The following is a 26,283-nucleotide window of genomic DNA, read 5'->3' on the forward strand; positions in this document are numbered from 1 at the left end:
TTCCCTCAAGGCTGGAGCAAATCGACGCATTCGCACTTCAACCAGTAAACTTTCCCAACTTTAATCAGCCATCCCCCACCTGAAACAAACAAAACCTCATACAGCACCGTACAAACAACTCTCACCTCAAATACGCCTATTACTTACCATCACACATCGAAATAAATACCCTCTGGCCTTATATAAATAAATAAGCCACCTTACTTCACCACAAGAATTCAAGCACTTCTTAAAACCCAACCCAACGCAAACAATCCGAGACATATTCATGTCAGCCATTACAAATTATCATCCCTCGTACGTAAAACCTCAAACTTACCCGCTCTCGGCCGACGCCCCAACAGCCGATCCACTTGCACCTTCGTTATCGGACAAGGTTGCACGAGACCTTACTCGCGACAATTTGAAATTAAAAGATAAAAATGGCGACGGCAAACTAACAGTTTCATATAAATTTTTAGACCAGGGCGCAGGTGAGTTCAGCCAGGCCAGAAAGAAAGCGTTCAAGAGCGCCATCAAGGCTTGGGAAGACGTGGTCAAAGTCAAGTTCACCGAAAACGCCAAGGAGGCTGATGCGTTTTTTGTACTTCATGCCAATCCGGGCGTTGGTGGATATGCCGTCATGCCAAATGACCAAGGAACTGCAAGCATTGGCATCGGCGTCGGCGATAAGAACTCGCCCCTGCATTCTGCCATGATCCATGAGCTTGGTCATAGTTTGGGATTAGACCATCCAACCGGAGATTACCCAGAAAACAACCATACTCATACTGCCATGAGTTACAGTAACAAATGGTGGCTACCCACAGACAATCCTAGGCTTCGTATTTCGGACTATAACTTGACTCCAGCAATGCACGACATCGCAGGCATTCATCGCTTATACGAACCCAATTATGAAACCCGAAAAGATAATACAACCTACGGCTTTAACTCCAACACTGAGCGCGATCATTATACGTTGACCTCCGCCGACGACCTGACCAACTTTTGTGTCTGGGACAACGGCGGCGAAGACACGTTGGACTTTTCCGGCTTCAAGCAGAACCAAAAGATAAACCTGGCCGCCGAGACACTCTCGGATGTGGGCGGCCGCGTGGGCAACGTGTCCATCGCCAAGGGCGTTGTGATGGAGAACGCCATCGGTGGCTCAGGGCATGACGTACTGATCGGCAATCACGTCAATAACAGACTAACCGGCGGAGCCGGTCGCGACACACTGATAGGCGGCGGTGGTGCTGATACCTTTGTTTATAACAAAGCCAGCGACTCCACCCCTGGCAATCCGGACATACTTGAAGACTTTACCAGCGGCGTCGACAAGATCGACCTGTCCAGGGTGCTCAACGACGCCGGCATTGAAAAGCCGGAGCTGGTTAGCGTACTCACCGGTCGCAAAGGCGAGCTGACGCTCAGCTACGATGAAAATGCCAAGATGCACAAACTGGTTCTGAATGTGAGCGGCAAACCTGACTCTGCACTACTGATTCTGAGCAAAGGACCTATAGCGCCGGACGACATCCTGACCCACGCGGATTCAAAGCCCGAGCCTGTGCCCGAGCCAGAACCTGAGCCAGCCCCCAAACCCAGGCCTGAACCAGAACCGAAGCCCAGGCCCAAGCGTGAACCCAAGCCCAAGCCAGAACCAGAGCCCAGGCCCACCCCAGTATCATGCCCCCGACCCGACACGCGCGACACGGTCTATGGTTTCAATGCAAATACCGGACGCCCCAGTACAACCCTCACCTCTGCCTGCGACAAACCTTATTTCAGCGTGGACGACAGAAAAGGCAACGACACCGTGGACTTCTCTGGTTTCTATCAAGACCAACAGATTGATCTGACACCCGGTACTCGCTCCAGCGTAGGTGGGCTACGCGCCAATGTGTTTATTACGCAAACAACCGTCATCGAAAACGCCATAGGTGGCAAGGGTAACGACCGTATCAGCGGAAATAGCGCCGATAACATCCTGATCGGTGGTGCAGGCGCGGACCATCTGACCGGCAATGGAGGCTTTAATACCTTCAGCTACCATTTTGCCTGCGATTCTCCACGCAACAACGCGGACACCCTCTTGGACTTCACCACGGGCAAAGACAAGATTGATTTGAGAAAAATGAGCGAAAATGCCCAAGTCAAACTCAACTATGTCAACCAGTACCGCAACCAGCCCGGCGACACGATCATCGTGCACAACCCGTTCACCGGCAGGTACTTCCTGGGCGTTGACCTGACGGGCGATGGCAAGACCGATTTTCTGATCAAGAGTACCCGCCCCATCAGCAACGAAGACGTGATCGGACTGAACATCCAGGATGACGGTTACCTGTAAGGGTGCTCACAGGCTAAACAGCCTCAACGCAACGCCCTGCGTAGCACTTTACCGACGGTGGTCTTGGGCAATTCCGTGGTGCGAAACTCAACATATTTAGGCAGCTTGTACCCCGTCAGGTACTCCCGGCAGTGCGCAAGAATCTGCTCCTGAGTCAGGTGCGGGTCCTTGCGCACGACGATGATCTTGACCTTCTCCCCAGTCACCGCATCTTCCACCCCAATGGCCGCCACTTCGGCAATCCCAGGGTGCATGGCCACCACGTCCTCGATTTCATTGGGGTACACATTGAAACCCGAGACCAGAATCATGTCCTTCTTTCGATCCACCAGGCGGATATACCCACGTGCGTCCATCACGCCGATATCCCCGGTCGACAGCCAGCCCTCGGCGTCCAGCACCTCGGCGGTTTCTTTTGGCCGTTGCCAGTAGCCCTGCATCACTTGCGGGCCGCGAACTTGCAACTCGCCCTGCTCGCCAATGTCCGCCAGTACGCCGTCTTCGCGTACGAAGCGCACCCAGGTCGAGGGCAACGGCACGCCAATGCTGCCGGTGAATTCCATCTCACGCATGCGTGAAATATCAATGGGGCTGATGCTCACCACGGGCGAGCACTCGGTCAGCCCGTAGCCTTCGATGATCGGCAGCCCGGTGACTTCCTTCCAGCGCTTGGCCACCGCGGTGTGGGTGGCCATGCCGCCAGCAATCACCAGGCGCAGGTCGGAAAAGTCCCGTGCACAGAACTCCTTGTTTTCCAGCAAGCCGTTGAACAACGTGTTCACCCCGGCAATGCCATTGAAGCGCTCCTTGCGCAGGATCATCTGCACGCGCTTCACGTCCCGGGGGTTGGCGATGAGGATATTGCGTCCGCCCAGGCACATGAACATCAGGCAGTTCACCGTCAGGGAAAAGATGTGGTACAGCGGCAGCAAGGTCACATTGGTTTCCTGCTTGTGCAGGTTTAACTGATCACCGACCCAGGCCTTGGCTTGCAGCAGGTTGGCGATGATATTACGGTGGCTGAGCATCACGCCCTTGGCATCACCGGTGGTGCCGCCGGTGTATTGCAGGAAGGCCAGTTCATCGCGGTGCAGGCTGACCGGTAAATGGTGCATGGCCCTGCCCTGTTTGAGCACCTGGTTGAAGCGCAGCGCGCCGGGCAGCCTGAAGGCCGGTACCTGCTTCTGCACGCTGCGCAGGATGAAGTTCATTGCCGCGCCCTTGAAGGTGCCCAGCAAGTCGCCAATGGCCGCGACCACCACACGCTTGACGCTGCTGCCGACCATGGCTTTTTCCAGGGTATGCGCGAAATTTTCGAAGATCACCACGGTTTCGGCGCCACTGTCCTTGAGCAGGTGCTTGAGTTCATGGGCGGTGTACAACGGGTTGACATTGACCACCACCGCCCCGGCCAGGATTGTGCCCAGCAGGCAGATCGGGTACTGCAAGCAGTTGGGCATCATCAGGGCCACGCGATCACCCTTCTTCACGCCCTGGCCCTGCAGCCAGGCGGCAAAGGCAATGCCCTGAGTGCGCCAATCGGCGTAGGTCATTTCGGTGCCGATGCTGACATAGGCCACCCGCTCACGAAATTTTTCCAGGTGCTCCAGGAACACTTCCCGCAGCGACGGGTAGTCCTCGATCCCAGCATCAATATCCGCTGGCACGCCTGGCAAGTAAGTGTTCAACCAGATGCGTTCGGTGTGTTCCAGGCTGATAGCGTTCATGGCAGTGTCCTTATTGTTGTTTTTGATAGCGCTACTTTTCGACGATGGCGGTGATGCCCAACCCACCTGCCGCACAGATCGAGATCAGACCACGACCGCCACCGCGTTCGTGGATGGCCTTGGCCAGCGCCGCCAATTGCCGGCCACCGGTGGCCGCAAAGGGATGGCCGCAGCCCAGTGAGCCGCCGTTGACGTTCATCTTGGCGCGGTCGATGCTGCCCAGAGGGACATCAAGGCCGAGTCGTTCGCGGCAATATTGCGGGTCTTCCCACGCCTTGAGCGTGCACAGCACCTGGGCGGCAAACGCTTCGTGGATCTCGAAGAAATCGAAGTCGGCAAAACTCAAGCCTTCACGCGCAAGCATGCGCGGCACGGCGTAAGCCGGCGCCATCAGCAGGCCCTCGGTGCCGTCGACAAAACTCACCGCAGCCGTTTCGCCGGTGCGCAAGTAGGCCAACACCGGCCAGCCATTGGCGGCGGCCCATTCTTCACTGGCGAGCAGCACTACCGAGGCGCCATCGGTCAGCGGGGTTGAGTTGCCAGCGGTGAGCGTGCCGTTCTGGCGGTCGAAGGCCGGCGACAAGCCTGCGAGCTTTTCCAGACTGATATCGGCGCGCAGGTTGTTGTCCCGAGCCAAGCCGCGATAGGGGCTGATCAGGTCGTCGAAGAAGCCGCGTTGATAAGCCGCATCCAGGCGCTGGTGGCTGGTGAGGGTCAGTTCGTCCTGGGCCAGGCGTTTGATCTGCCAGCGCTTGGCCATTTCTTCGCAGTGCTCGCCCATGGACAGCCCGGTGCGCGGCTCGCCATTGCGCGGCAGCAGTGGCTTGAACAGCATCGATGGGCGTACTTTCAGCAACGCCTTGAGCTTGTCACCCATGCTTTTGGCGCGATTGGCCGCAAGCAAGGTATGGCGCAAGGATTCGTTGATGCCAATGGGCGCGTCGGACGTGGTGTCGGCGCCACCGGCGATGCCCACTTCAATCTGGCCTAGGGCAATTTTATTCGCCACCAGCAACGCAGCTTCAAGCCCGGTGCCACAGGCTTGTTGCACATCATAGGCAGGGGTTTGCGGGGACAACGTGGTGGACAACAGCGCCTCGCGAGCCAGGTTGAAATCCCGCGAGTGCTTGATCACCGCCCCGGCGGCAAACTCGCCCAGGCGTTGGCCGTGCAGGTTGTAGCGCTCCACCAACCCTTGCAGGGCGGCGACCAACAGATCCTGGTTACTGTCGTGGGCATACACCGTGTTGGAGCGCGCAAATGGAATACGGTTACCGCCGATAATCGCCACGCGGCGGGTCGGGGCTGGGGTAAAACTGTAGTCACTCATTGCTGGCTCTCTTTGCAAATGAATAGCCCGCGCATATGGGGCTTGTCCCCGGCGAAATTGCGCACTTCGAACTCGCGCCGTGGGCCGCTCACGGGGTGGCCCCATAGGGCAACCTGGCCGGGCAGGAAGATCGGCAATTTGAAGTCGCAATGGGCCTCGGCCTGGTCCAGCCCGCCGGGTGGCTGTTGCGCTGCCAATGCGCGGCCCAGGGTCCACATGCCATGAGCGATGGCGCGACGAAAGCCGAAGAGTTTGGCACCGATGATTGAGGTGTGAATGGGGTTGAAATCCCCCGAGACCTTGGCAAAGCGTCGCCCCAGGTCGGCGGGCAGCACCCAGCGTTGGGTGCGTAACAGGTCGTGTTCCTGCAACGGCAGCGGGTCGCTCCAGGGTTCACCCACCGGGTTGCTGACATCACGGCGCAAATACAGGCTGTCGCTTTCCCACACCAGGGTTTCCCTGCTGTAGGCGCGGGTGGCGATGCTCAGCGCCTGCCCCTTCGGATGGGCCACCCAGCGCTCGCAATACACCTCCAGGCGCAGCGCCTGGCCCTCGTGCAGGCGCTGGTGCTGACGAATGCGATTGGCCAGGTGCACCATGCCACTGGCCGGGTAAGGGAAGCTCGGCCGGGTCAGCAGCATGAGGTGCAGGGGGAACGCCAGCACATGGGGATAGGACAATGGCACGCCCTGTTCGCGACGAAAGCCACACGCCCGTGCGTATGCGGCGATACCGGGCGGCGAAAGTTCCACCGCGCTGCGCACCAGGCGCGCTGTGGGCAATGGCGGCGCACCGTCGGGCTTGGGTTTGCGCAAGGCGCGCAGGCCGTCGAACAACAACTGCGTGCGCGACGGCGGTGGGTCGATAATCTGTGTCACGTAGTCCATCGGTCAGGCTCCCAACAGGCTTTGGCCGCACACCCGCACCACCTGGCCATTAACCCCGCCCGACGCCGGATGGGCCAGCCAGGCAATGGTCTCGGCCACGTCGATGGGTTGCCCGCCCTGGGACAACGAATTCATGCGCCGCCCCGCTTCGCGGATCATCAGCGGGATCTTCGCGGTCATCTGGGTCTCGATAAAGCCGGGGGCCACCGCGTTCACCGTGACCTGCCGGGCTGCCGCACGCGGTGCCAGGCCCTGTACCAGGCCGATCACCCCGGCCTTGGACGTGGCGTAGTTGCTCTGCCCCAGGTTGCCGGCTATGCCGGAAATCGACGACACGCACACAATGCGCCCGCCGGGGTTCAAGCCCTGGCTGTCGAGGAGGGCCTCACTGAGCTGCAACGGGGCTTCGAGATTGACCGCCAGGACACTGCGCCAGGCGACCTCGGTCATTTTGGCGATGGTCTTGTCGCGGGTGATCCCGGCGTTGTGCACCACCACATCAAAAGCGCCATATTGGCTGACATGGGTTTGCAACAGCGCGGCGGTGTCAGCGGCGGTGATATCCAGGGGCAGCGCCGAACCGCCCACGCTGGTCGCCGCCTGCTGCAGGGCTTGCTGCGCCTGGGGCACGTCCACGCACACCACATGGGCACCGTCGCGCGCCAGCACCTGGGCAATCGCCAGGCCTATGCCACGGGAGGCGCCGGTGACCAGGGCACGTTTGCCGGCAAAGGGTTTGTCCCAGTTGATGGCGGCATGGCCATCGACCGGTTTTTCCAGGCGCACCACCTGCCCCGAGACATAGGCGGAACGGCGCGACAGGAAAAACCCCAGGCTGCTGTCCAGCGCGTCTTCCGCACCCGGCGCCACGTACAGCAATTGCACGGTGATCGCGCGGCGCAGCTCCTTGGCCAGCGAACGCACCAAGCCTTCAAGAGCGCGTTGGGCGATGGCCTGGGGCAAGTCGTGGCAATGTTCGGGCGCGGTGCCGAGCACCACCACCCGGCCATGCTGGCCGAGGCGCTTGGCATTGCTGTGAAAGAACAGGTAGAGCTCGTCCAACTGTTGCAGGTCGGTCACGCCGCTGGCGTCGAACACCGCGCCTTGCACCTTGACCGTGGACGGTGCCTTGAGCGTCGCCGGGGTCGCGGCGACGGTGTCGGTGGCGCTGAAGATGCGCTGCACCGAAGCCAGCAGGCGCCCTGCCCCGGCGATGATCACAGGGTTAGCCAGGCCGGCCTGGCCGCTGCGATGCCGTTGCAGCGCCAAGGGTTGCGGCAAGCCAACGGCCTGGGCCAGGCGCCGGCCCCAGGGGGAATTGACGAACGAAAGGTAGCTGTCACTCATGGTAAGCACTCACTCACAACACATACGTGCCTTGTAAACCCGATCGAATGTGGGAGCTGGCTTGCCTGCGATGCAGACGACTCGGTGTGTCAGTCAAACCGAGGTGATGCCATCGCAGGCAAGCCAGCTCCCACAGGTGGACCGGGTTTTCTCTTAATTGACCGGGACGCTGCGCCGTTTGGCCACCGGCTCGAGTGCCTGCTTACGCTGCTGCAGAGCCTCCAGCAAACCAAAGTCCTGGGGAAAGTCATCCACCTGGATACCGTGGTCGGCGTATTCCACATAGCGCGCCAGCAAGGCGTCTTCGTCGTCGCTGATCAAGTCCAGCGCCCGCGCCTTGACGCGCCAGTCGGTGAAGGCCGTGGCAGAAATCGGCAGCGGGCCGAGCAAACCTTGCTTGATGGCGGGTTTGAGCCGCGCCTCGATCAACTCCACTTGGGGCAACAAACGGAACCCCAGTTCGCCATACGCCAGCTTGTCGATTTCCGGACGCGGGATGTAGGAATTGGCCAGCAACCGGTCGCGGGTCTCGCCAGGGGTCTGCACCACCTCCGCCACCTGCGCCAACAGGCGATCCGACGGTTTGCGCTGCGGGATGCCAAACGGAAAACTCAACGCACGCACCATTGCTGCTGCGGGCTTTGAAGGGTAGTTGTCGAGCACTTCGGCCAAGGCTTCGTGGGCGCGCAACAAGGCGTCCTGGGCCGCCCAGTGCACCAGCGGCAAGTCCGCCTGGGGTCTGCCGTCATCCTCGAAGCGCTTGAGCACGCAAGACAGGATGTACAACTGCGACAAAATATCCCCCAGGCGCCCGGTAATACTTTCCTTGCGCTTGAGGGCACCGCCCAGCACGCCCATGGAAATATCCGAGATCAGCGCCAGCACCACCGACAGCCGATTGGCCTGGCGGTAGTAGGCAGCCAGCGCCGAGTCGGTCTTGGCCGGGGCCGAAATCAGGCGTCCGCCGGTCAGGGCATGCACCGCTGCGCGTACAGTGTTGGCCACGACAAAACTCACATGGCCAAACATTGCGCTGTCGAAGTCTTCCAGGGCCTTGCGCCGGTCGGGGTTGTGCGCCGCTTCCATCTCGCGGAACACGTAGGGATGGCAACGAATCAAGCCCTGGCCAAAGATGATCAGGCAGCGGGTCATGATGTTCGCACCCTCCACCGTAATGGCGATGGGGCTTTGCTGGTAGGCACGGGCGAGGAAGTTATTGGGGCCCATGCAGATGCCTTTGCCGGCGACGATGTCCATGCCGTCGTTGACGATGATGCGCGCCCGCTCGGTGACGTGGTACTTGGCAATGGCCGAGATCACCGACGGTTTCTCGCCGGCGTCCAGGGATGCCACCGACACCTTGCGCACCGCATCACAGGCATACAGATGCCCGGCCATGCGCGCCAGCGGCGCCTGTACACCTTCGAACTTGCCGATGGGCAGGCCGAATTGCTTGCGCATCGCCGCATAGGCGCTCGTACCGCGCACCGCCACTTTGCCCAGGCCGACGTTGGCCGAAGGCAGGGAAATTGCCCGACCTGCCGCCAGACATTCCATCAACATGCGCCAGCCGTTGCCGATTTGGTCGCGGCCACCGATCACCCACTCCAAGGGAATGAACACATCCTTGCCGGTGGTTGGGCCGTTCTGGAATACCGCATTCAACGGCCAGTGACGCCGGCCGCTGTTCACGCCCGGGTGGGAAGTGGGGATCAACGCACAGGTAATGCCCAGGGAACCTGGCGCGCCAAGCAAGCCCTGCGGGTCTTCGGCGCGGAACGCCAGGCCCAGCACCGTGGCAATCGGGCCGAGGGTGATATAGCGCTTGTCCCAGGTCACTTTGAAACCCAGTACTTCCTCGCCCTCATGCATGCCTTTGCAGACGATGCCCAGGTCGGGGATCGCGCCGGCATCGGAGCCGGCATACGGGCTGGTCAAGGCGAAACAGGGGATGTCGTCACCGCGTGCCAGGCGCGGCAGGTAGTAGTTGCGCTGGGCGTCGGTGCCGTAATGCAGCAACAGCTCGGCCGGGCCCAGGGAGTTGGGCACCATCACCGAAATCGCTGCCGCCGAGCAGCGTGTCGACAGCTTCATCACCACTTGGGAATGGGCGTAGTGGGAGAAGCCTTTGCCGCCGTACTGCTTGGGAATGATCATGCCGAGGAACCCGGCATCCTTGGTGTACTGCCAGCCCTCGGGGGACATGTCCTGCCAGACTTGCGTGGTTTCCCAGTCGTTGGCGATGTCGCACAGGGTTTCGACTTCGTTGTCGAGGAAGGCTTGCTCCTCGGCGCTCAGGCTGGCCGGCGCGGCTTGCAGCAGGCGCTGCCAGTTGGGTTTGCCGCTGAACAGCTCGGCATCCCACCACACCGTGCCGGACTCGATGGCCGCACGCTCGGTATCGGACATCGCCGGCATGATTGTACGAAACAGGCCCAAGGCCCTGGTGGTCAGCAGCTTGCGGCGCAGGGGTTTGATTGCCAGCACCAAGGCGGGCAGCACCACCAGCAAAGCCGCGACAGTAAGGCCCAGGCCGGCCACCGCGTTGAACAGGTAACCAACCGCCAGCCAGACGATGCCGGCGCTTAGCCACAGGGCGGCGGCGGCTTGTCGGTAAGCCAGGGCAATCGCTGCTGCGATACCCACCAATAACCAGATAAGCATGGGGGAGACCTCTACTTGATTCAGGGTGTGGCAAACGCGTGGGCAGCTCGACATGAGCTGCGGCTGAAAACCACACTACAAACTTCAAAGATCAAATTCAAATTTTGTTTTGAAATTTTTATTTAATCATTAAGCCAAAAAAACACGGCTGAATGCCTCAGCCTGTTATCACCGACACACATCACAGCTATGTAGAAGGACGCACCTCGGAGGAAGGCTGCAAGATGCGCTTGCCGCCCTCCGTCATCGTCCTCAGGCCCCGTCAGAACGCATAGGTCGCTGACAAACTGACCACATCACCCGAAGACTCGGCCTTGCCATCCAGGCTTGCGCCGCCCAGTCGGTCGATGTTTTTGGTCTTGAGATTGACCTTCTGCACGAACTGATGGGAATAGGCCACATCCAGGCTCAAGCCCTTGACCGCCTTCACATCGTAGCCAGCCCCCAGCGAAAGGAACGTACGATCGCCATCGGGGATGCGTGGATCGCGGGTGGAGTTACGTGTAGGCGTCTGGTCGATAGCCACGCCGGCACGCAAGGTCAGTTCATCGGTCGCACGGTAGTCACCGCCGAGGGAGTACATCCAGGTGTTTTTGTAGTTGTAGGGAATGGAGACAATGCGCATATCGCCGGAGTCGAGGGTCAAGTCCTTGAACGACGACCATTCGGTCCACGTGACGCTGGCACCCAGGGTCAGGCGATCGTTGAACTGATGCACCCAATCCAGGCCCGCAGTGGCAGGAATATCCAGTTGAACCTTGGCATGCGCACCGTTGGGGGCCAATTCCAGGCCAGGATAGGCGGTGTTGACCAACGTACCGGTGCCCCCGAATGGGCTGGGCTGAGTCATGAGGTTGTAGGAAAACTGATCGGCGTACAGGTTGTATTTACCCGTCATCTTGTTTTTGATCTTGGCGTGGTAATTCAGGCCCAGGGTGTCGCGCTCGGTGGGTTTCCACACCACGCCGGCAAACCAGCCAGTGGAAATATTGTCGACCTTGACCCGCATCAGCGCATGGCCCACGTCTGAGGGGAAGTTGATCCCGCCAAGCTCGGAGTCAGACACTGCCGCAGCGGACAACAGGTCGACGTTCTGGCTGACGAAGCCCTTGCTGTGCTGCACGATCATGCCGCCGCCCACGGAGAACTGGTCGTTGACTTTAAACGACAGCGAGCCCGTCAACCCGACGGTTTCGATTTTGGTATCCACGGCAAAGTCGCGCAGTTTGGAGTCTTCATTCCAGGTGGAGCGCATGCCCTGTGGCACCACTTGGCTCAAGCCGAAGGCAAACCGGTCGCCCAAGGGCATCACCATGAAGCCGGTGGGCAGCCAGGCCGTGAAGCCGCCCTGGCCACCGTCGTTGTTATTGACAGCGGTTGCTGCGCCATCGGGAAAACCATTCTCGTCCAACGGCGTACTGGAAATCGGGTTGCCGGCGTAATCCGAGGCACTGCCCTTGTACTTGATCTTGATGCGCGCATAGTCGACCGTGAATTGCGCAACATTGTGTTCGACAAACGCCATGGCGGCCGGGTTGTTATAAGCCGAGCTCGGGTCGTTCTTGAACAACGAGCCGCCGGCAAATGCCCTGCCCCAACCAGGTGCGCCGTAGGTCGGGGTAGAAAAACCGCCAGCCTGTGCAGGCGCGATGAAGGCGGTTACCCCTCCCATCAACGCCAGCCCCAGCAAAACCTGCACGTGTTGTTTCTTATTATTCATGCGGCACTCCTTTTTGTTATCCCTGTGAACCGGCCTCGCCCGTTCGTCTTGCTGCCCGGCACTGCCTGAACTGGCGCCTGGAAAAGGCGCCAGTCTTTCAGCAGGTGATCAACCCAGTGTTCCGACCGGCCATCAAGGCACGATGGTGAAGGTTGGGCTTGGGGTCACGCTCAAGCTCACCACGGTGCAGCTGCCGCTGAGCCCTTGGTTGGCCGCCGTCAGCACCCCACCGCTGTAGCCCACGGTGATGGTCGATGGGCCACAGTTAGAGGCTGGGTACAGGACAGAAGAGGCGATGGTATAGCCGACATTGGCGACCGAACCTGCCGCTGGGCCGGTGGCGGTCAATGTCCATGGCAACCCGGTGATTTTTGGCAATGCGCAAAGGCCGCTACCGCTCACCGTCACCCCGGTGATCTTGGCCACGCCAGTGGCGTCGACGTTGCCGGTAAAGTTGGCAGTGCAGTTAACGGTGGCCTGATAGGACGACGGTGATTTCACCGAAATAGTGCCAGGCGCCGTAAAGTTCGAATTAACCGGCGTGATGCTGTAGGCATTGGCCATGGAAGCAGCCCCCATGCAAACAGCCAAGGCAGAGAGCGACACGAGAGTTTTCAAGCTTTTCATTGTTTTTCCTCACATGTTATGGCGATTCATTTCGCCAGGGGTAATGGCCATGATCGAGAGGTCACGGTGAAACTGCAGAACTTCCCTTTCCAGCCAAATTTCAATGCATTTACCGCTACAACCGTTGGAACGCGTTATTCGACAACTTTGAAGTTGGGCGGCATCTTGATCGACACCGTCTTGATCTTGCAGTCTTCGCCAATCGCAACATCGGCGGCTTCCAACTTTCCGGTGGCGTTATCCCAAGTACCGTCGGCCGTCGACGGCCCACACTTGCCACCCAGGCCAAAGGCATGCACGTCCACGCTGATCTTCGACATGGAGCCGCTTTTTGTATCTTTGGCGATTAACACCCAAGGCAAGTTGATGGCTTCGACACGGCTGCACTTGAGGCCACCGTCGAACTCGACTTTGTCGACATTCACCGATGAACCATCGGCTGCAACCTTGCCGGCCACCTTGATGGTGCAGTCGGCACTGATGAGCTTGCCTTTGGAAAAGCTGATAGGCCCCTGGGCAGTGAAGGCACTGCCCGCGGGTTCGATACGCGCAGCCTGGGCCTGGTGATACACAATCAGGCCCATGGCCGCCAAGAAGATGTGGGCGGTGAACTTGGCAGAACTTTGCATGGTGTACGTCCTTCCCTTGAAATTATTGTTGTAGGGTCAAACCAGGTGCTTGCACTCAATACTCCGGGCGATCAGAACCTGCGCGATACACAGATCCCGAGTACACCCTGAAGGCTTACTTCATCTCAAAACGGCTTGGCACTACCGCTGTACTTTTCCAGGTACTTCAAGCGTTTTGACGGTTGAAGATTGGTCAGGTTGATATCACCGCCATAGTGATTCAGTACGCGATGGTCCATGCGACGCCGCCACAAATACGGCACATAAGCCCAGACAATCATGCTGGCATAGCCATATGGAAGTTGCGGTGATTCATCAAAGTGACGCAGCGACTGATAACTACGCGTGGGGTTGGCATGGTGATCGGAGTGCCGTTGCAACTGGAACAGAAAGATATTGGTGACAATCCGATTACTGTTCCACGAGTGACGCGGCGAGCATCGTTCATAACGGCCATTGGGCAACTTCTGACGCTTGAGGCCGTAATGCTCGACATAGTTCACCACTTCCAGCAACGAGAACCCGTAGATGCCCTGGATAATCAGGAACGGAATTACCGCCGCCCCCAGCCAGGCAATCATTGCGCCCCACAACACCACGCTGTACATCCAGGCGCTGAGCACCGCGTTCTTCCAGTGCAGGGCCGGCAGGCCGAGTTTGCGCAGGCGTTCGCGCTCCAGGTTCCAGGCCGACACGGCGCTGAACCACACCGAACGCGGCAGGAAAGCCCAGAAACTTTCACCCAGGCGCGAGCTGGCCGGATCTTCCGGAGTGGCGACCCGTACGTGATGGCCACGGTTATGTTCGGTATAGAAGTGCCCATAGAAGGTCGGAGCCAAGGTGACCTTGGCCAGGAACACTTCCAGGGGCTTGGGTTTGTGCCCCAGCTCATGGGCGGTGTTGATGGCAATGCCGGTGGCGGCACCGGTGGACATGGCCATGCCCACATAGGTCAACCAGCTGATTTCACCGTGAAGTTCAGTGCGTGCGGTGATGAACGCGGCGGTCCTGGCCAGCCAGTTCGACGGTTCCAGGGTGGCCGTGGCCTGCAACAGGCCGCCGTTGATGATCCAGTCGATACCGCCCGCAGCGAGCCAACCGGTGATGACCACCGAGGCAATCACAAACAGCACGCCGGTGTAGACGATCCAGCGGTAGTAGCGTTGGGATTCAAGGTGGCTGACCGCAGATTCGGGCGGGTTGCTGACGTCTTCGCCAAGCAGGCCGTCAATCAGCGGGATCAAGCCGAAGATCACCAGCACGCCCACCCACCACAGTTGTTGCACGCCTGTGGTGATGGCAAGGGCGCCGGAGAGTAAGGGAGTCGCCAGCGGCATAATGCCGAGCCACCACAGGTGGCGTTTGCCGTCGGCCCACACGGTCGCAGCTGCCAGCGTCTGGTTCATGGCAGCCTCCGAACACAGTCGGTAGGCGATGCGGCAGCGGTGCGCTGACTGCTGCGAGAAATCATGCATGCGATAAAAGGCGTTTTTTTCATTATTTTATTCGCTCTTAGGCATTTCAAAAATAATTTCAAATTACACATTGAAATATTTTTTTAAATAAATAGCGCGGAATCGTTAGGTCGTCAACTAGTTTCTCCAGCCCTTTTTTCCGTGACCGAGCAGTCTCTTTTCAGCCATTGGGTCAGGTACTCAGGGCAGGCATCAACGCTAATGAACCGCAGTCGAGTGGCACCGTTATTTGCTCGCCAAGGCTACAGATGGCTGTAACTGCCTAACGTTTTCACCGGGTCGAACCCGCTTGGCCACCTGCTCCACCAGCGCCGCCACGCGCTCGGTGGCGGTGATCGGCAACATATGCCCGCGGCCTTCGATCACCTGCATTTTCAGCCCTGGCACCTTGCTGGCCAGGGCCTGGCCGTGTTTCTGGAAGTCGAGCACCTTGTCTTGCCCGCCGTAGATCAGGCCGATTGGCAGCGTCAGTTGGGAGTAGCGCTTGACCATCTCTGGCAGGTGGTCGTTGACCCGGTTGATCTCGGTGGACGCGGCGTAGAAGTTGTCGGGGCGCATGCCCAGCAAACCGCCGCCACGGCTGGCGAAGTCTGGCGGCGCAGGGTCCGGGGCGAACACGCCCTTCACCACCGAGTCTTTGGTCAGCAGGCCGATGGGCAGGGTCAAGGTGTGGGCCACCCAGCGCCGCAGCCAGGCCGGGCGCACGGCCAGAGAAAGGAACACCAGCGGCAGCATGCGTTGGGGGTGAGTCAAGGGCGCAACCAGCACCAACCCGGACACCGCATGCGGATGGTCGAGGGCCAGCGCCAGGGCAATCGCGCCGCCCAGGGAGTGCCCCAGCACCAGCGGTTTGTCCAGATCCAGCGTCTTGATGAAAGCCGCGATTTGTCGCGCCTGGGCAGGCAAGTCTGCCGGCGTGCCGCTATGCCGGGTGGAATAGCCTGAGCCCGGCCGGTCGAGGCTGATGACCCGAAAGTGCTCACGCAACTGACCGGACAAGGCATAGGTCAGGTTGCGACTGCTGCCCATCAGCCCGTGGATCATCACCAGCGGCGGGCCCTTGCCCTCTTCGACATAATGAAAGCGCTCGCCATCCACCTCGACGAAGCGCCCGTTGATCGGCACGGTCGCTTCAATGCGCCGCGTCATCCAGGCACTCAAGCCCCATAACACCGCGCTGGCGCCCACCAGCACACCCGCAGCGACAACCCACTCCAAAGCCATAGCTCGGTCCTCTGCTTCCCTGCTGCTGGCGACCCGACCGGAATTGGCCTGGCCTCAGCCATCGTCCACACCCTGGACCTAAACTTCATGCATACCACGTTCGTCCGTCGGACAAATCGTTCATGCGCAACAAGGCCCTAGCGTAGGCGAATTTTTCAGGTAGATTATTTAAAATCTTTTTTAAAATAATTAATTCAATTTTCCTTTGCAATGGTGTTCTATCTAAAAGACAAAACAAAAACAGGAGCACATCCGATGCCCAAGCGCTTTATTGACGAGGCAGCCCTATGAATGCCCCCAGTGACTCAATCGACATCGCCATCATTGGCTCCGGGTTCGCGGGCCTGTGCATGGCGATCAAACTCAAGGAGGCCGGGCTCACCGACTTCTTTATCGCCGAACAGGCCGAGACCCTCGGCGGTACGTGGCGCGACAACCACTACCCAGGGTGCGCCTGCGACGTGCAGTCCCATGTGTACTCGTTTTCCTTTGCGCCCAACCCGAACTGGACGCGACAGTTCGCGGCGCAACCCGAGATTCGTGCCTATCTGGAAGACTGCGCCAGGCGCTTTGAGCTGGCGCCCTACCTGCGCTTTGGCATGGGCCTGCAACGTGCGCTGTTTGATGAACAGCAGCAGCGCTGGCAGCTGACCTTCAGCGACGGTCGCCAGGTCAGCGCACGGGTGCTGGTGTCAGGCATGGGGGGCTTGTCGCGCCCGGCAATGCCGGACATCCCAGGGCTGGACAGCTTCAAGGGCAAGCGCTTCCACTCCCAGCAGTGGGACCATGAGTATTCCTTGAAGGGCAAGCGCGTGGCGGTGATTGGCACCGGCGCCAGCGCCATCCAGTTCGTGCCGCAGATCGCCCCGCAGGTGGCGCACCTGGACCTGTTCCAGCGCACACCGCCGTGGATCATGCCCAAACCTGATCGGCCGATTTCCGCTGCCGAACGCTGGTTGTTCAAGCATGTACCGCTTACCCAAAAGCTGGTTCGTGGTGCGCTTTACTGGGCACTGGAAGGCCGCGTGGTGGGCTTTGCCCTGCACCCACGCCTGATGAAAATGGTGCAGAAAATCGCACTGCGTCACCTGCGCAAACAGGTGGCCCGCCCTTCCCTGCGCAAAACCCTGACGCCGGACTACACCATCGGCTGCAAGCGCGTGTTGATCTCCAACGATTACTACCCGGCGCTCTCGCGCAGCAATGTCGAGGTGGTCACCGACAGCGTGCTGCGCATCGAAGCCGACGGCGTGATCACCGCCGACGGTATCAAGCACCCCGCCGATTGCCTGATCTTCGGCACAGGTTTCCAGGCCAGCGACCCGTTGCCCCGTGGCTGCATCATCGGCCGGGACGGCATCGACCTGATGGACGCCTGGCGCGATGGCGCCCATGCCTATAAAGGCACCACCGTGCCGGGCTACCCGAACCTGTTTCTGATCGTCGGCCCCAACACCGGCCTGGGGCATAACTCGATGATCCTGATGATCGAGGCCCAGGTCGCGTACATCCTCGACGCCCTGAAACACATGCAGCGCCAGCGCCTTACCACGGTAGAGGTCAAGCCCGCCGTGGAGCACGCCTACAACCAGCAGTTGCAGGACAAGCTCAAGCGCACCATCTGGAACACCGGCGGCTGCCAGAGCTGGTACCTCGACCCACGCACCGGCAAGAACACCACGCTGTGGCCCGGCTCGACCTGGCGCTTCAAGCAGGTCACCCGGCATTTTGCCCTCAAAGACTACAGCGTCAGCCAGGCGCCGGCGCCCGCCCTGCCGCGTGCGGTTGCAACGCCCCACTCCACCACAGAAGGCAGCCTGTCATGAAATCATTCAACGGCCGCGTTGCGGCGATCACCGGCGCGGCTTCCGGCATGGGCCGCGCACTGGCCCTGGCGCTGGCGCGGGAAGGGTGTCACCTGGCGCTGGCAGACAAAAACAGCCAGGGCCTGGAGCAGACCCTGGCACTGATCCGCACCTCGACCTTGGCGCCCGTCACCGTCACCACCCAGGTGCTGGACGTCTCCGACCGCCAGGCCATGCAGGCGTGGGCAGCACGCTGCGCGGCCGAGCACGGCCAGGTCAACCTGGTGTTCAACAATGCCGGGGTGGCGCTGTCGAGCACCGTCGAAGGGGTGGATTACGCCGACCTGGAATGGATTGTCGGCATCAACTTCTGGGGAGTGGTGCATGGCACCAAGGCGTTCCTGCCGTACCTCAAGGCCAGCGGTGCCGGGCATATCATCAATACGTCCAGCGTGTTCGGCCTGTTCGCCCAACCCGGCATGAGCGGCTACAACGCCACCAAGTTCGCGGTGCGCGGTTTCACCGAAGCCTTGCGCCAGGAACTCGACCTGCAACGCTGCGGCGTGTCGGCCACCTGTGTACACCCCGGTGGCATTCGTACCGACATCTGCCGCAGCAGCCGCATCGACGCGAACATGACCGGTTTTCTCATCCACAGCGAGCAGCAAGCCCGCGCCGATTTCGAAAAACTCTTCATCACCGACGCCGACCAGGCCGCCAAAGTGATCCTGCAAGGCGTACGCAAAAACAAGCGCCGCGTGCTGATTGGCCGCGATGCGTATTTTCTCGACCTGCTCGCCCGTTGCCTGCCGGCGGCCTATCAGGCCCTGGTGGTGTTTGCCAGCAAGCGCATGGCGCCCAAGCCGCGCACGCCAGTGTTTGAAACCAACGACGAGCCTCGACTCTGAACAGGAGGACGCACCATGTTGCCGATCCGTCGCGATATCCGTTTTGCCTTGCCTGCCGAGCGCATCAAGAACTGGCACGAACAAGGGCCGGTGGTCAGCCATTTCTTCAATGCCCTGTCGTTGCTGTTTCCCCAGGGCGAGCTGTTCTTCATGGACAGCGTGCGCCACTACCGTGGGCAGATCGACGATGCCGAACTGAAAAAAGAGATCCAGGGGTTTATCGGCCAGGAGGCCATGCACAGCCGTGAACACGTGGCCTATAACGACTTGCTGCAAGCGGCCGGCCTGCCGGCGCACACCCTTGACCGACGCTTGAAGTTCTTCCTCGACCTGCAGAAAAAACACCTGCCGCCCTCGTTCAACCTGGCGGTGACCATCGCCCTGGAACACTACACCGCGATGCTCGCGGAGATCCTGCTGAGCGACCCGTCGCGCTTTGGCGACTCACTCAAGGGTTACCAGCAGATGTGGTACTGGCACGCCCTGGAAGAAACCGAACATAAAGCCGTGGCGTTCGATGTGTGGAACAGGGTGATCAAACCAGGGCCGGCACGTTACCTGCTGCGCACCGGCACCATGCTGACCACCAGCGTGCTGTTCTGGGTGGTGGTGCTGGATTTTCACGTGCGCCTGTTGATTGCCGACCGCACTTCGGGTGGCACGCTGAAGGGGCTGTGGCGCATGGTTAAATTCTTGTATGGGCCCAAAGGCGTGTTTCCACGGATGTTCCGGCCGTGGCTGCATTACTTCAAGCCGGGCTTTCATCCCTGGGATCATGACAACCGGGCGCGGTTGGCGGGCATTGACCGGTTGGTCGAAGAGATAGAGCGCACGCGCCGCAGTTACGAATCGGCCTAGTGTCAGGGATTAATCCTGCCGTCTGTAGGAGCGAGCTTGCTCGCGAAAAACATCAACGGTAACGCGTGCTTCCTGAATGAACGCGGCGCCTGTGAGCTTCTCGCGAGCAAGCTCGCTCCTACATAAAGCAATGCGGGTTACGCCAGGCTCTTGCTGACCACCTCAAACACATCGCTGGACAGCTCACCCGCGCCCAGGATGCGCTCCAGCTCCGCTTTCATCAGCGCCTGCCGTGCGCTGTCGTATTTACGCCAGCGGGTCAGCGGCGCCAGTTGGCGCGAGGCAATCTGCGGGTTCAAGGTATTGAGCTGGATCACCAGATCCGCCAGGAACCGGTAACCCGAGCCATCCGCCGCATGGAAGTTGATCAGGTTCTGCCCGGCAAATGCGCCCACCAGCGCGCGTACCTTGTTGGGGTTCTTGATGGTGAACGCCGGGTGCTGCATCAACGCCTTGACCCGCGCCAGCCCGCCCGGCAAGGTGCTGCCGGCCTGTACGCTGAACCATTGGTCCATGACCAGCGGGTTGTCCTTGAAGTTTTCGGCAAACACCGCCAAGGCCTGGGCTTTCTCTGCTTCAAACGGCGAGTTCACCAGCACCGCCAACGCCGTCAGGCGTTCGGTCATGTTATCGCTGGTGTCGAACTGATCCAGGGTGGCCGCCAATACTTCTGGCTTGCCGCTGAGCATCAAGTACGACAGCGCGATGTTCTGCAGCGCACGCCGGGCGAAGTGCTCGGCCTCTGCCACATATGGCGTTTGCTTGGACAGCTCGCGGTTGGCCTGGTAGCGCAGCCACAACCCTTCGAACAGGTTGTCGGCCAGTTGCTTGCGGGCAAACTCGCGGGCAGCGTGGATGGCGTCCACATCCGCCACTTCGCTGATTTCCGTGAGGTAGGCTTCGCTCGGCAGCGAGAGCATTTCGGCGACCATGGCCTGGTCCAGGCTTTCATCGCTCAACACCGTGCGCAGCGCGTCGATCAAGCGTTGATCGAGCTTCAGCGGCTGGCCCGCCTGATGCTGGCCGATCAGCTCCTGCAGCACCTGCACGGCCAATTGCTGGCCGGCATCCCAGCGGTTGAAACCGTCGCTGTCGTGCTGCATCAGGAACATCAGTTGATCACGGCTGTAGGGGAAGCTGAGCTTCACCGGCGCCGAGAAACCACGCAGCAACGAAGGCAAGGGTTTTTCAGCGATGTCGACGAAGGTAAACGTCTGCTCCGCTTCGGTCACCGAGATTACCCGCGAAGTGTCGCCCGCCGTCGCTTCACCGGCCAGGCGCAAGGCAATGCCGGCGCCCTGCCCGTCCAGCAAGCCCAGCTCCACCGGGATCACAAAGGGCAGTTTCTCGACCTTGTCCGGAGTGGGCGGGCAACTCTGGCGGAAGGTCAGGCTGTAGGTCTTGGCCGCTGCGTCGTAGGCCTCGCTGACCGCCAGGCGCGGGGTGCCGGCCTGGCTGTACCAGCGCTTGAACTGGCTGAGGTCGGCGCCATTGGCGTCTTCCATGGCCTTGATGAAGTCGTCGCAGGTCACGGCCTGGCCGTCATGGCGTTCGAAATACAGGTCGCTGCCTTTGCGAAAGCCCTCGGCGCCGAGCAAGGTGTGGATCATGCCGACTACTTCCGAGCCCTTTTCATACACGGTCAGGGTGTAGAAGTTGGAGATCTCGATAAAGCTGTCGGGGCGCACGGCATGGGCCATGGGGCCGGCATCTTCAGCGAACTGATGGGTACGCAAGTACGCCACGTCCTGGATGCGCTTGACCGTGGCCGAGTTCATGTCGGCAGAGAAGCCCGAGTCACGGAACACGGTGAAGCCTTCCTTGAGCGACAGCTGGAACCAGTCGCGGCAGGTCACGCGGTTACCCGACCAGTTGTGGAAGTATTCGTGGGCGACGATGGCTTCGACGCGCTGGTGAGCGGCGTCTGTAGCGGTTTCGGCGCGGGCCAGCACGGCGCTGGAGTTGAAGATGTTGAGGCCCTTGTTCTCCATGGCGCCCATGTTGAAGTCGTTGACCGCAACGATCATGAAGATGTCGAGGTCGTACTCGCGGCCGTAGGTCTCTTCGTCCCAGCGCATGGATTTTTTCAGGCTGGTCATGGCGTGCTGGCACTTGTCGATATTTTCCGGCTCGACGTAGATGCGCAGCGCGACTTCGCGGTTGGTCATGGTGGTAAAGCTGTCTTCGACGCACCACAGGTCACCGGCCACCAGCGCAAACAGGTAGGCCGGCTTTTTGAACGGGTCTTCCCAGGTCGCCCAGTGCCGGCCGTCTTCACCAGGGCCGCTGGCGATCGGGTTGCCGTTGGACAACAGCACCGGATAGCTGTGCTGCTCGGCGATCACCGTGGTGGTGAACACGCTCATCACATCCGGGCGGTCGAGGTAATAGGTGATCTTGCGGAAACCTTCGGCCTCGCACTGGGTGCAGAACATACCGCTGGATTTGTACAAGCCTTCCAGCGCGGTGTTGGTTTCCGGGTGGATCTTGACCGTGGTGTCCAGGGTGAAGGTTTCACTCGGGGGCTGCAGGGTCAGGTGGCTGTCAGTCAGCTGGTAATCGGCGGCGGTCAGTTCCTGATCCGCGAGGGTGACGCTCAGCAACTCAAGCTGCTGGCCATCGAGCACCAGCGGTGGCAGGCCGGTACCACGCTCGGGGTTGCGGCGCATCACCAGCTGCGCGTGGACCAGGCTGTGGTCCTCGAACAACTCGAAGGTCAGGTGCGTCTCGTCGATCAGGTAGTCCGGCGCCTGATAGTCCTTCAGGTAAATCATCTTCGGTTGTTCGGTGCGCATGCTGGGGATCCTTCTACTGATGCACGGCGAGCTGGTAGGCCGTGTATTTACGAATGTTGATGACGCCGGTGTCGAAGATCAGGTATTGGCCCTTGATCCCCAGCAGCGTGCCTTCGGCAATCGGGTTCTTGTCCAGGTTGAAGCTGACGATCTTGGTCGGATACTGCTCGACCGGGTAGCGGATTTCAATCGGCTCGATGTCGGCAATGGTTTGGATGGCTTGCAGGCCAAAGCGTTCCTGCAAACCCAGCAAGCCCTCGGCGCAAGAGGCGAACAGCTCGTCACGCACCTGCTTGAGGTCCACCGATTGCGCATCGCCCTTGAGCAAAGCGCGCCAGTTGGTCTTGTCGGCCACCTGGCTGCGAAACAGGTCTTCGACGAAGCCCGATTGCTGGCGCGTCGCCACGCGCATGATCGGCAGCGCCTGGCTGGCGCCCTGGTCCAGCCAACGGGTGGGCAACTGCGTAGCCCGCGTAATGCCGACCTTGATCCCCGACGAATTGGCCAGGTACACCACGTGGTCGGTCATGCAGAATGTCTCGCCCCAGCCCGGATCGCGGCAGGTGCCGGCGTCGTAATGGCAACGCTCGGGGCTCATGATGCACAAGTCACACTGGGCCAGCTTGGTCATGCACGGGTAGCAATAGCCCTGGCTGAAGCTGGTCTTGGTCTTGCGCCCGCAATGGCTGCAATGGATCGCGCCCAGGTATTCCAAACGTACATGGGTACCGATCAACGGATTGACCGGCACCTCGGTGTCGCCCAGGCGAAAGGCGTATTGAACAGTCGGCTCACCGAGTTGCGCCGACATTTTGCTGACTGCACCGCGACCAATTTCAATCAATGGATCGCATCCGATTTGAACAGGATATTCGGTACTGGCGCGGACTTGGACGCGCACTCCTGCGGGCCCATATAACCGGTGCGCTGTTCTTCGGGCAGGTTCTGAATCTCCCAGGCGATCATCGCTTGCAGCGACAGTTCGCGCTGCTCGGCGGTGAGCTTGCGGCCATCGGACCATTTGCCGATCTCTACCGCGAGCTTGAGGCTCTCGTAGATGTCCGGGGTGATGTTTTCGATCATTTCAGCAAAAGAGGACATAAGGCTCTTCCTTATCAAAGAGACGCTTTGCGACGGTTGTACAAACCGCCGAGCAAACCCGTCAAGCAACCGATGACCAAGCCGCCCACATGGGCCGCGTTGGCGATTTCGCCGAAACCGATCATCGAGACCAGCCCCGACAGGCAGAGCAGCAACCACACCAGCATCATCACCAGCACCCCACGGGGCAGGCGATAGGCCGGGTTGGGCGACAATAATTGAAAGATCCAGCAATGCCCGAGCAGGCCATACAACACGCCGGACAAGCCGCCAAACAAGCCGGGGCCGCCGTAGGCGTATTGCGCGTAGTTGGAGACCAGGCTGAACAACAGGGTCAGGCCCAGCAGGTTGATGCTGCCCTGGCGCGCTTCAATGCGCCGGCCCAGCTCCCAGTACCACATGCCGTTCATGGCCAGATGCAGGATGCCGAAGTGGATCAGCATCGGCGTCACCAGGCGCCACCACTGCCCCGAGGCCAGGGTGTCGGCCAGCGGCGTGAACTGGATGTACTCGCCCAGCACCCGAAACGGCAGGAAGGTCAGCCAGGCCATGGCTTGCAGGTTTTCACCCAGCAGAGTTACGGCAGCGACGATGAGACTGGCCAACAACACCAGAGCGGTGACCGGGCTGTGGCGCACCTGCTGAACAAAACCTGGCCGCGCAACGGGCGCCTGTTCGGGAATGTCCAGTTGCTGGTCCGGGTCGCCCGCGGGGAAGCGTTGATACAACACGCGCACATCGTCGCTGATGGCTTCGGGTACCCACAGCACCTGTTCACCCGCCTCTTCGCTGACGCGGTGCGGCACCTGCATGCGGTGCAGCAACTTGACGAAGCCCCCCAGGTCGACGCTCAGGGGCAGGCGCAATACAGCTACGGTACTCATGGAATGGCCTCTGGTCGCTCAACGTCGACCCATACGAATTTACGCGGATCCAGTTGGGTTTCCTGGTCCAGTCGATACGCCACCAGCTTGCCGTAGAGCACGGCACTGTAGTCCAGGCAGGCCAGGTTTGGGCGGATCGGCGCGGGTTTGCCGCTGCGCCAGTAGTGGCCGACGAACAACAGCGGTTCATCGACGCCATAGCGCAGCAGGGAATTCTTTTCAGTGGACGATAGCGGCGTGCGTGCCACCGGCTCCGGCAAAGCATCGGGCTGGAACACGATGTCGCCGTAGGTCTTGGGGTCGTCTTCCCAGAACTTGGTGCGAAAGAACGAACGTGTCAGGCCATCGCCACCGGTCAACGTCAGGCCGTCGGGCAGGCGCATATCGGTACCGCGCAACAAGCGATCGAACGCGTTGCAGGCGAAACTGCCCGGTACGGCAGCGGCTTGCAGGAAGTGCGGGTCGATGCAGCCATCCGGGAACGTCGCGCGCAGCGGCTGAATAAAACTGTCGTCCCAGCACGCGTGCACCACGCGAAAGCGCCCGGCGTCGACAAACAGCGGCATGTCGTAGAACCAGCCGAGGAAGTCGTGCCAATCGGCCGGGTGGTGTTCGAACTGGGTCAGGGTCTCGTGGATCAAGCGGGCGTGGCGCGGGTTGTGCTCACGCACAAACTGCTTGCCGCTGCCCGGAGGGGCCGGCGTGGTCCAGCCCAGCGCATTGAACTCGTGGTTGCCCATGATGCACAGCGCCTGGCCGGCCTCGGTCATGTCGTGGACGATATGCAGCGCCTCGCGGATGCGTGGGCCACGGTCGATGATATCGCCCAGGAACACGGCCATGCGTGACGGATGGCGCCAGGTGCCGCCCTGCTTGTGGTAACCCAATTGGTCGAGCAAGTGCTCAAGGGTATGAGCGCAACCGTGCACGTCACCAATCAGGTCGTAGCTACGCGCGGGATCGAGCATCAGTCGCCTCCACCTCCCAAGCGGCTGCCCCAGCCCAACTTGGTGCGGCACACTTCGTAGTAGTTGTGATCCAGCGGGTGGATCAAGCGCAACTTCTGTGCCTTCTTGCTCACGGTGATGGTGTCACCGGGGGCGCAGGTGAAATGGTTCTGCCCGTCGCAGGAGACTTGCGGGTAGATTTGCATGTCTTTGGACACCACGATTTTCAGCTCACTGTTGCCATCGACCACAATTGGCCGACTGGACAACATATGGGGGTACATAGGCACGATCACAATGGCATCGAGCTTGGGGTGCATGATCGGGCCACCGGCCGACAGCGCGTAGGCGGTAGAACCGGTGGGCGTGGCGACGATCAGGCCGTCGGCCTTCTGGCTGCAGACGAACTGGCCGTCGATGTACAGCTCGAACTCGATCATGCGCGTGGACTTGCCAGGGTGCAGCACTACATCGTTGAGGGCATCGCCCTGGCCGATCGCCTCGCCGTGGCGGCGCACTTCGGCTTGCAACAGGAAGCGGTTCTCCACCAGGTAATGGCCATCGAGCACCTTGGCCACTTCGACTTCCAGCTCATCGGGGCGGATATCGGTGAGGAACCCCAGGCTGCCGCGGTTGATCCCCAGCACCGGCACGTTATGCCGCGCCAGCGCCCGGGCAGCGCCGAGCAGGCTGCCATCGCCACCGACCACGATGACCATGTCGCACACTTCGCCGAGCATCTTGCGCGACGAGGTTTGCAGGCCGTGGCCGGGGAGGATTTCAGCGATGGTGTCTTCGAGGATCACATGCAGGTGGCGCTCGAGCAGAAACTTCTTCAGCCGGCGGACGGTGTCCAACACCTGGGTACTGCCCAGGCGACCGATAATGCCGATATTGCGAAAGTGCTCCATGGGGCTCCTGCGGGATCTGGGGGTGAGGCAAAAAGAGCGATTATGGGCGAAAGGCCGCCTCAGGCAAAATCCTTTGTCGCCGCCACGCCTTGATGACAATGGTTCTCAG

At 60.4% G+C, this 26,283-nt stretch carries 20 protein-coding genes; 4 read left to right on the top strand and 16 right to left on the bottom strand.

Features of this window, described 5'->3' with window-relative positions:
* The first annotated feature begins 268 nt into the window (after positions 1-268).
* Entirely contained in the window at positions 269-2,335 is a 2,067-nt protein-coding gene (locus QK296_RS16495) for a M10 family metallopeptidase C-terminal domain-containing protein (protein ID WP_282391108.1), read from the top strand.
* Positions 2,336-2,358: 23 nt separating this feature from the next.
* Here QK296_RS16495 and QK296_RS16500 read toward each other — a convergent pair whose 3' ends face one another.
* The 10 genes from QK296_RS16500 to QK296_RS16545 form a co-directional block, all read right to left on the bottom strand.
* Positions 2,359-4,062, bottom strand: coding sequence for an AMP-binding protein (locus tag QK296_RS16500; RefSeq protein ID WP_003190771.1), 1,704 nt, complete (start codon positions 4,060-4,062; stop codon positions 2,359-2,361).
* Between the two features lie 31 nt (positions 4,063-4,093).
* Positions 4,094-5,392 (bottom strand): acetyl-CoA C-acetyltransferase, encoded by a 1,299-nt coding sequence (locus QK296_RS16505; RefSeq protein WP_057709863.1) that lies wholly within the window; start codon positions 5,390-5,392, stop codon positions 4,094-4,096.
* Positions 5,389-6,279, bottom strand: a complete 891-nt coding sequence (locus QK296_RS16510) for a MaoC/PaaZ C-terminal domain-containing protein (protein WP_003190768.1) — start codon at positions 6,277-6,279, stop codon at positions 5,389-5,391. The genes QK296_RS16505 and QK296_RS16510 overlap by 4 nt, the downstream gene beginning before the upstream one ends.
* A gap of 3 nt (positions 6,280-6,282) precedes the next feature.
* Entirely contained in the window at positions 6,283-7,626 is a 1,344-nt protein-coding gene (locus QK296_RS16515) for a 3-oxoacyl-ACP reductase (protein ID WP_003190767.1), read from the bottom strand.
* Positions 7,627-7,779: 153 nt separating this feature from the next.
* Positions 7,780-10,290 carry an acyl-CoA dehydrogenase gene (locus QK296_RS16520; RefSeq protein ID WP_282391109.1) on the bottom strand — a complete coding sequence of 837 codons (2,511 nt, stop codon included), beginning with the start codon at positions 10,288-10,290 and terminating at the stop codon, positions 7,780-7,782.
* 262 nt (positions 10,291-10,552) lie between these two features.
* Positions 10,553-12,010, bottom strand: coding sequence for an outer membrane protein transport protein (locus tag QK296_RS16525; protein ID WP_003190765.1), 1,458 nt, complete (start codon positions 12,008-12,010; stop codon positions 10,553-10,555).
* 132 nt (positions 12,011-12,142) lie between these two features.
* A complete protein-coding gene (gene praB / locus QK296_RS16530) occupies positions 12,143-12,637 on the bottom strand; it encodes an alkane oxidation protein activator PraB (protein ID WP_003190764.1) in 495 nt (164 codons plus the stop codon).
* Between the two features lie 134 nt (positions 12,638-12,771).
* Positions 12,772-13,266: an alkane oxidation protein activator PraA gene (gene praA / locus QK296_RS16535; RefSeq protein ID WP_003190762.1), complete on the bottom strand. Its 495-nt coding sequence runs from the start codon at positions 13,264-13,266 to the stop codon at positions 12,772-12,774.
* Positions 13,267-13,391: 125 nt separating this feature from the next.
* On the bottom strand, positions 13,392-14,672 hold the full coding sequence (locus tag QK296_RS16540; protein WP_034135415.1) for an alkane 1-monooxygenase: 1,281 nt from the start codon (positions 14,670-14,672) through the stop codon (positions 13,392-13,394).
* A gap of 294 nt (positions 14,673-14,966) precedes the next feature.
* On the bottom strand, positions 14,967-15,965 hold the full coding sequence (locus QK296_RS16545; RefSeq protein ID WP_057709859.1) for an alpha/beta hydrolase: 999 nt from the start codon (positions 15,963-15,965) through the stop codon (positions 14,967-14,969).
* Positions 15,966-16,252: 287 nt separating this feature from the next.
* On the opposite strand from QK296_RS16545, the gene QK296_RS16550 reads away from it, so the two are divergent.
* The 3 genes from QK296_RS16550 to QK296_RS16560 are packed head-to-tail and all read left to right on the top strand — an operon-like array spanning position 16,253 to position 19,536.
* Complete coding sequence (locus QK296_RS16550; RefSeq protein ID WP_212614398.1) at positions 16,253-17,791, top strand: NAD(P)/FAD-dependent oxidoreductase; 1,539 nt, start codon at positions 16,253-16,255, stop codon at positions 17,789-17,791.
* Positions 17,788-18,678 (top strand): SDR family NAD(P)-dependent oxidoreductase, encoded by an 891-nt coding sequence (locus tag QK296_RS16555; RefSeq protein ID WP_034135412.1) that lies wholly within the window; start codon positions 17,788-17,790, stop codon positions 18,676-18,678. The genes QK296_RS16550 and QK296_RS16555 overlap by 4 nt, the downstream gene beginning before the upstream one ends.
* Positions 18,679-18,693: 15 nt before the next feature.
* The gene (locus QK296_RS16560; RefSeq protein ID WP_034126050.1) at positions 18,694-19,536 is read left to right on the top strand and encodes a metal-dependent hydrolase; all 843 of its coding nucleotides are present in this window, start codon (positions 18,694-18,696) and stop codon (positions 19,534-19,536) included.
* Between the two features lie 137 nt (positions 19,537-19,673).
* Here QK296_RS16560 and pepN read toward each other — a convergent pair whose 3' ends face one another.
* From pepN to QK296_RS16590, 6 genes are read right to left on the bottom strand one after another with little or no spacing between them, the layout of a single operon-like run.
* Positions 19,674-22,331 (bottom strand): aminopeptidase N, encoded by a 2,658-nt coding sequence (gene pepN / locus QK296_RS16565; RefSeq protein ID WP_034135410.1) that lies wholly within the window; start codon positions 22,329-22,331, stop codon positions 19,674-19,676.
* Between the two features lie 13 nt (positions 22,332-22,344).
* A complete protein-coding gene (locus QK296_RS16570) occupies positions 22,345-23,175 on the bottom strand; it encodes a DUF2797 domain-containing protein (protein ID WP_003190752.1) in 831 nt (276 codons plus the stop codon).
* Positions 23,172-23,432, bottom strand: a complete 261-nt coding sequence (locus tag QK296_RS16575) for a DUF1315 family protein (protein ID WP_003190750.1) — start codon at positions 23,430-23,432, stop codon at positions 23,172-23,174. Before QK296_RS16575 ends, QK296_RS16570 begins: the two co-directional genes overlap by 4 nt.
* A gap of 14 nt (positions 23,433-23,446) precedes the next feature.
* Positions 23,447-24,316 (bottom strand): rhomboid family intramembrane serine protease, encoded by an 870-nt coding sequence (locus QK296_RS16580; protein WP_003190748.1) that lies wholly within the window; start codon positions 24,314-24,316, stop codon positions 23,447-23,449.
* Positions 24,313-25,284, bottom strand: a complete 972-nt coding sequence (locus QK296_RS16585) for a metallophosphoesterase (RefSeq protein ID WP_078467408.1) — start codon at positions 25,282-25,284, stop codon at positions 24,313-24,315. Before QK296_RS16585 ends, QK296_RS16580 begins: the two co-directional genes overlap by 4 nt.
* Positions 25,284-26,174, bottom strand: a complete 891-nt coding sequence (locus QK296_RS16590; protein WP_003190745.1) for an NAD(+) kinase — start codon at positions 26,172-26,174, stop codon at positions 25,284-25,286. The genes QK296_RS16585 and QK296_RS16590 overlap by 1 nt, the downstream gene beginning before the upstream one ends.
* Positions 26,175-26,283 lie beyond the last annotated feature (109 nt).

It is taken from the genome of Pseudomonas sp. AL10 (assembly GCF_029960685.1).
Classification (GTDB): Bacteria; Pseudomonadota; Gammaproteobacteria; order Pseudomonadales; family Pseudomonadaceae; genus Aquipseudomonas; species Aquipseudomonas lactis.

What these genes read in the sequence shown, in the direction of transcription:
- QK296_RS16495 (WP_282391108.1), top strand. Translation starts at nt 269, where the DNA reads ATGTCAGCCATTACAAATTATCATCCCTCGTACGTAAAACCTCAAACT.
- QK296_RS16500 (WP_003190771.1), bottom strand. Translation starts at nt 4,062, where the DNA reads ATGAACGCTATCAGCCTGGAACACACCGAACGCATCTGGTTGAACACT.
- QK296_RS16505 (WP_057709863.1), bottom strand. Translation starts at nt 5,392, where the DNA reads ATGAGTGACTACAGTTTTACCCCAGCCCCGACCCGCCGCGTGGCGATT.
- QK296_RS16510 (WP_003190768.1), bottom strand. Translation starts at nt 6,279, where the DNA reads ATGGACTACGTGACACAGATTATCGACCCACCGCCGTCGCGCACGCAG.
- QK296_RS16515 (WP_003190767.1), bottom strand. Translation starts at nt 7,626, where the DNA reads ATGAGTGACAGCTACCTTTCGTTCGTCAATTCCCCCTGGGGCCGGCGC.
- QK296_RS16520 (WP_282391109.1), bottom strand. Translation starts at nt 10,290, where the DNA reads ATGCTTATCTGGTTATTGGTGGGTATCGCAGCAGCGATTGCCCTGGCT.
- QK296_RS16525 (WP_003190765.1), bottom strand. Translation starts at nt 12,010, where the DNA reads ATGAATAATAAGAAACAACACGTGCAGGTTTTGCTGGGGCTGGCGTTG.
- praB (WP_003190764.1), bottom strand. Translation starts at nt 12,637, where the DNA reads ATGAAAAGCTTGAAAACTCTCGTGTCGCTCTCTGCCTTGGCTGTTTGC.
- praA (WP_003190762.1), bottom strand. Translation starts at nt 13,266, where the DNA reads ATGCAAAGTTCTGCCAAGTTCACCGCCCACATCTTCTTGGCGGCCATG.
- QK296_RS16540 (WP_034135415.1), bottom strand. Translation starts at nt 14,672, where the DNA reads ATGAACCAGACGCTGGCAGCTGCGACCGTGTGGGCCGACGGCAAACGC.
- QK296_RS16545 (WP_057709859.1), bottom strand. Translation starts at nt 15,965, where the DNA reads ATGGCTTTGGAGTGGGTTGTCGCTGCGGGTGTGCTGGTGGGCGCCAGC.
- QK296_RS16550 (WP_212614398.1), top strand. Translation starts at nt 16,253, where the DNA reads ATGAATGCCCCCAGTGACTCAATCGACATCGCCATCATTGGCTCCGGG.
- QK296_RS16555 (WP_034135412.1), top strand. Translation starts at nt 17,788, where the DNA reads ATGAAATCATTCAACGGCCGCGTTGCGGCGATCACCGGCGCGGCTTCC.
- QK296_RS16560 (WP_034126050.1), top strand. Translation starts at nt 18,694, where the DNA reads ATGTTGCCGATCCGTCGCGATATCCGTTTTGCCTTGCCTGCCGAGCGC.
- pepN (WP_034135410.1), bottom strand. Translation starts at nt 22,331, where the DNA reads ATGCGCACCGAACAACCGAAGATGATTTACCTGAAGGACTATCAGGCG.
- QK296_RS16575 (WP_003190750.1), bottom strand. Translation starts at nt 23,432, where the DNA reads ATGTCCTCTTTTGCTGAAATGATCGAAAACATCACCCCGGACATCTAC.
- QK296_RS16580 (WP_003190748.1), bottom strand. Translation starts at nt 24,316, where the DNA reads ATGAGTACCGTAGCTGTATTGCGCCTGCCCCTGAGCGTCGACCTGGGG.
- QK296_RS16585 (WP_078467408.1), bottom strand. Translation starts at nt 25,284, where the DNA reads ATGCTCGATCCCGCGCGTAGCTACGACCTGATTGGTGACGTGCACGGT.
- QK296_RS16590 (WP_003190745.1), bottom strand. Translation starts at nt 26,174, where the DNA reads ATGGAGCACTTTCGCAATATCGGCATTATCGGTCGCCTGGGCAGTACC.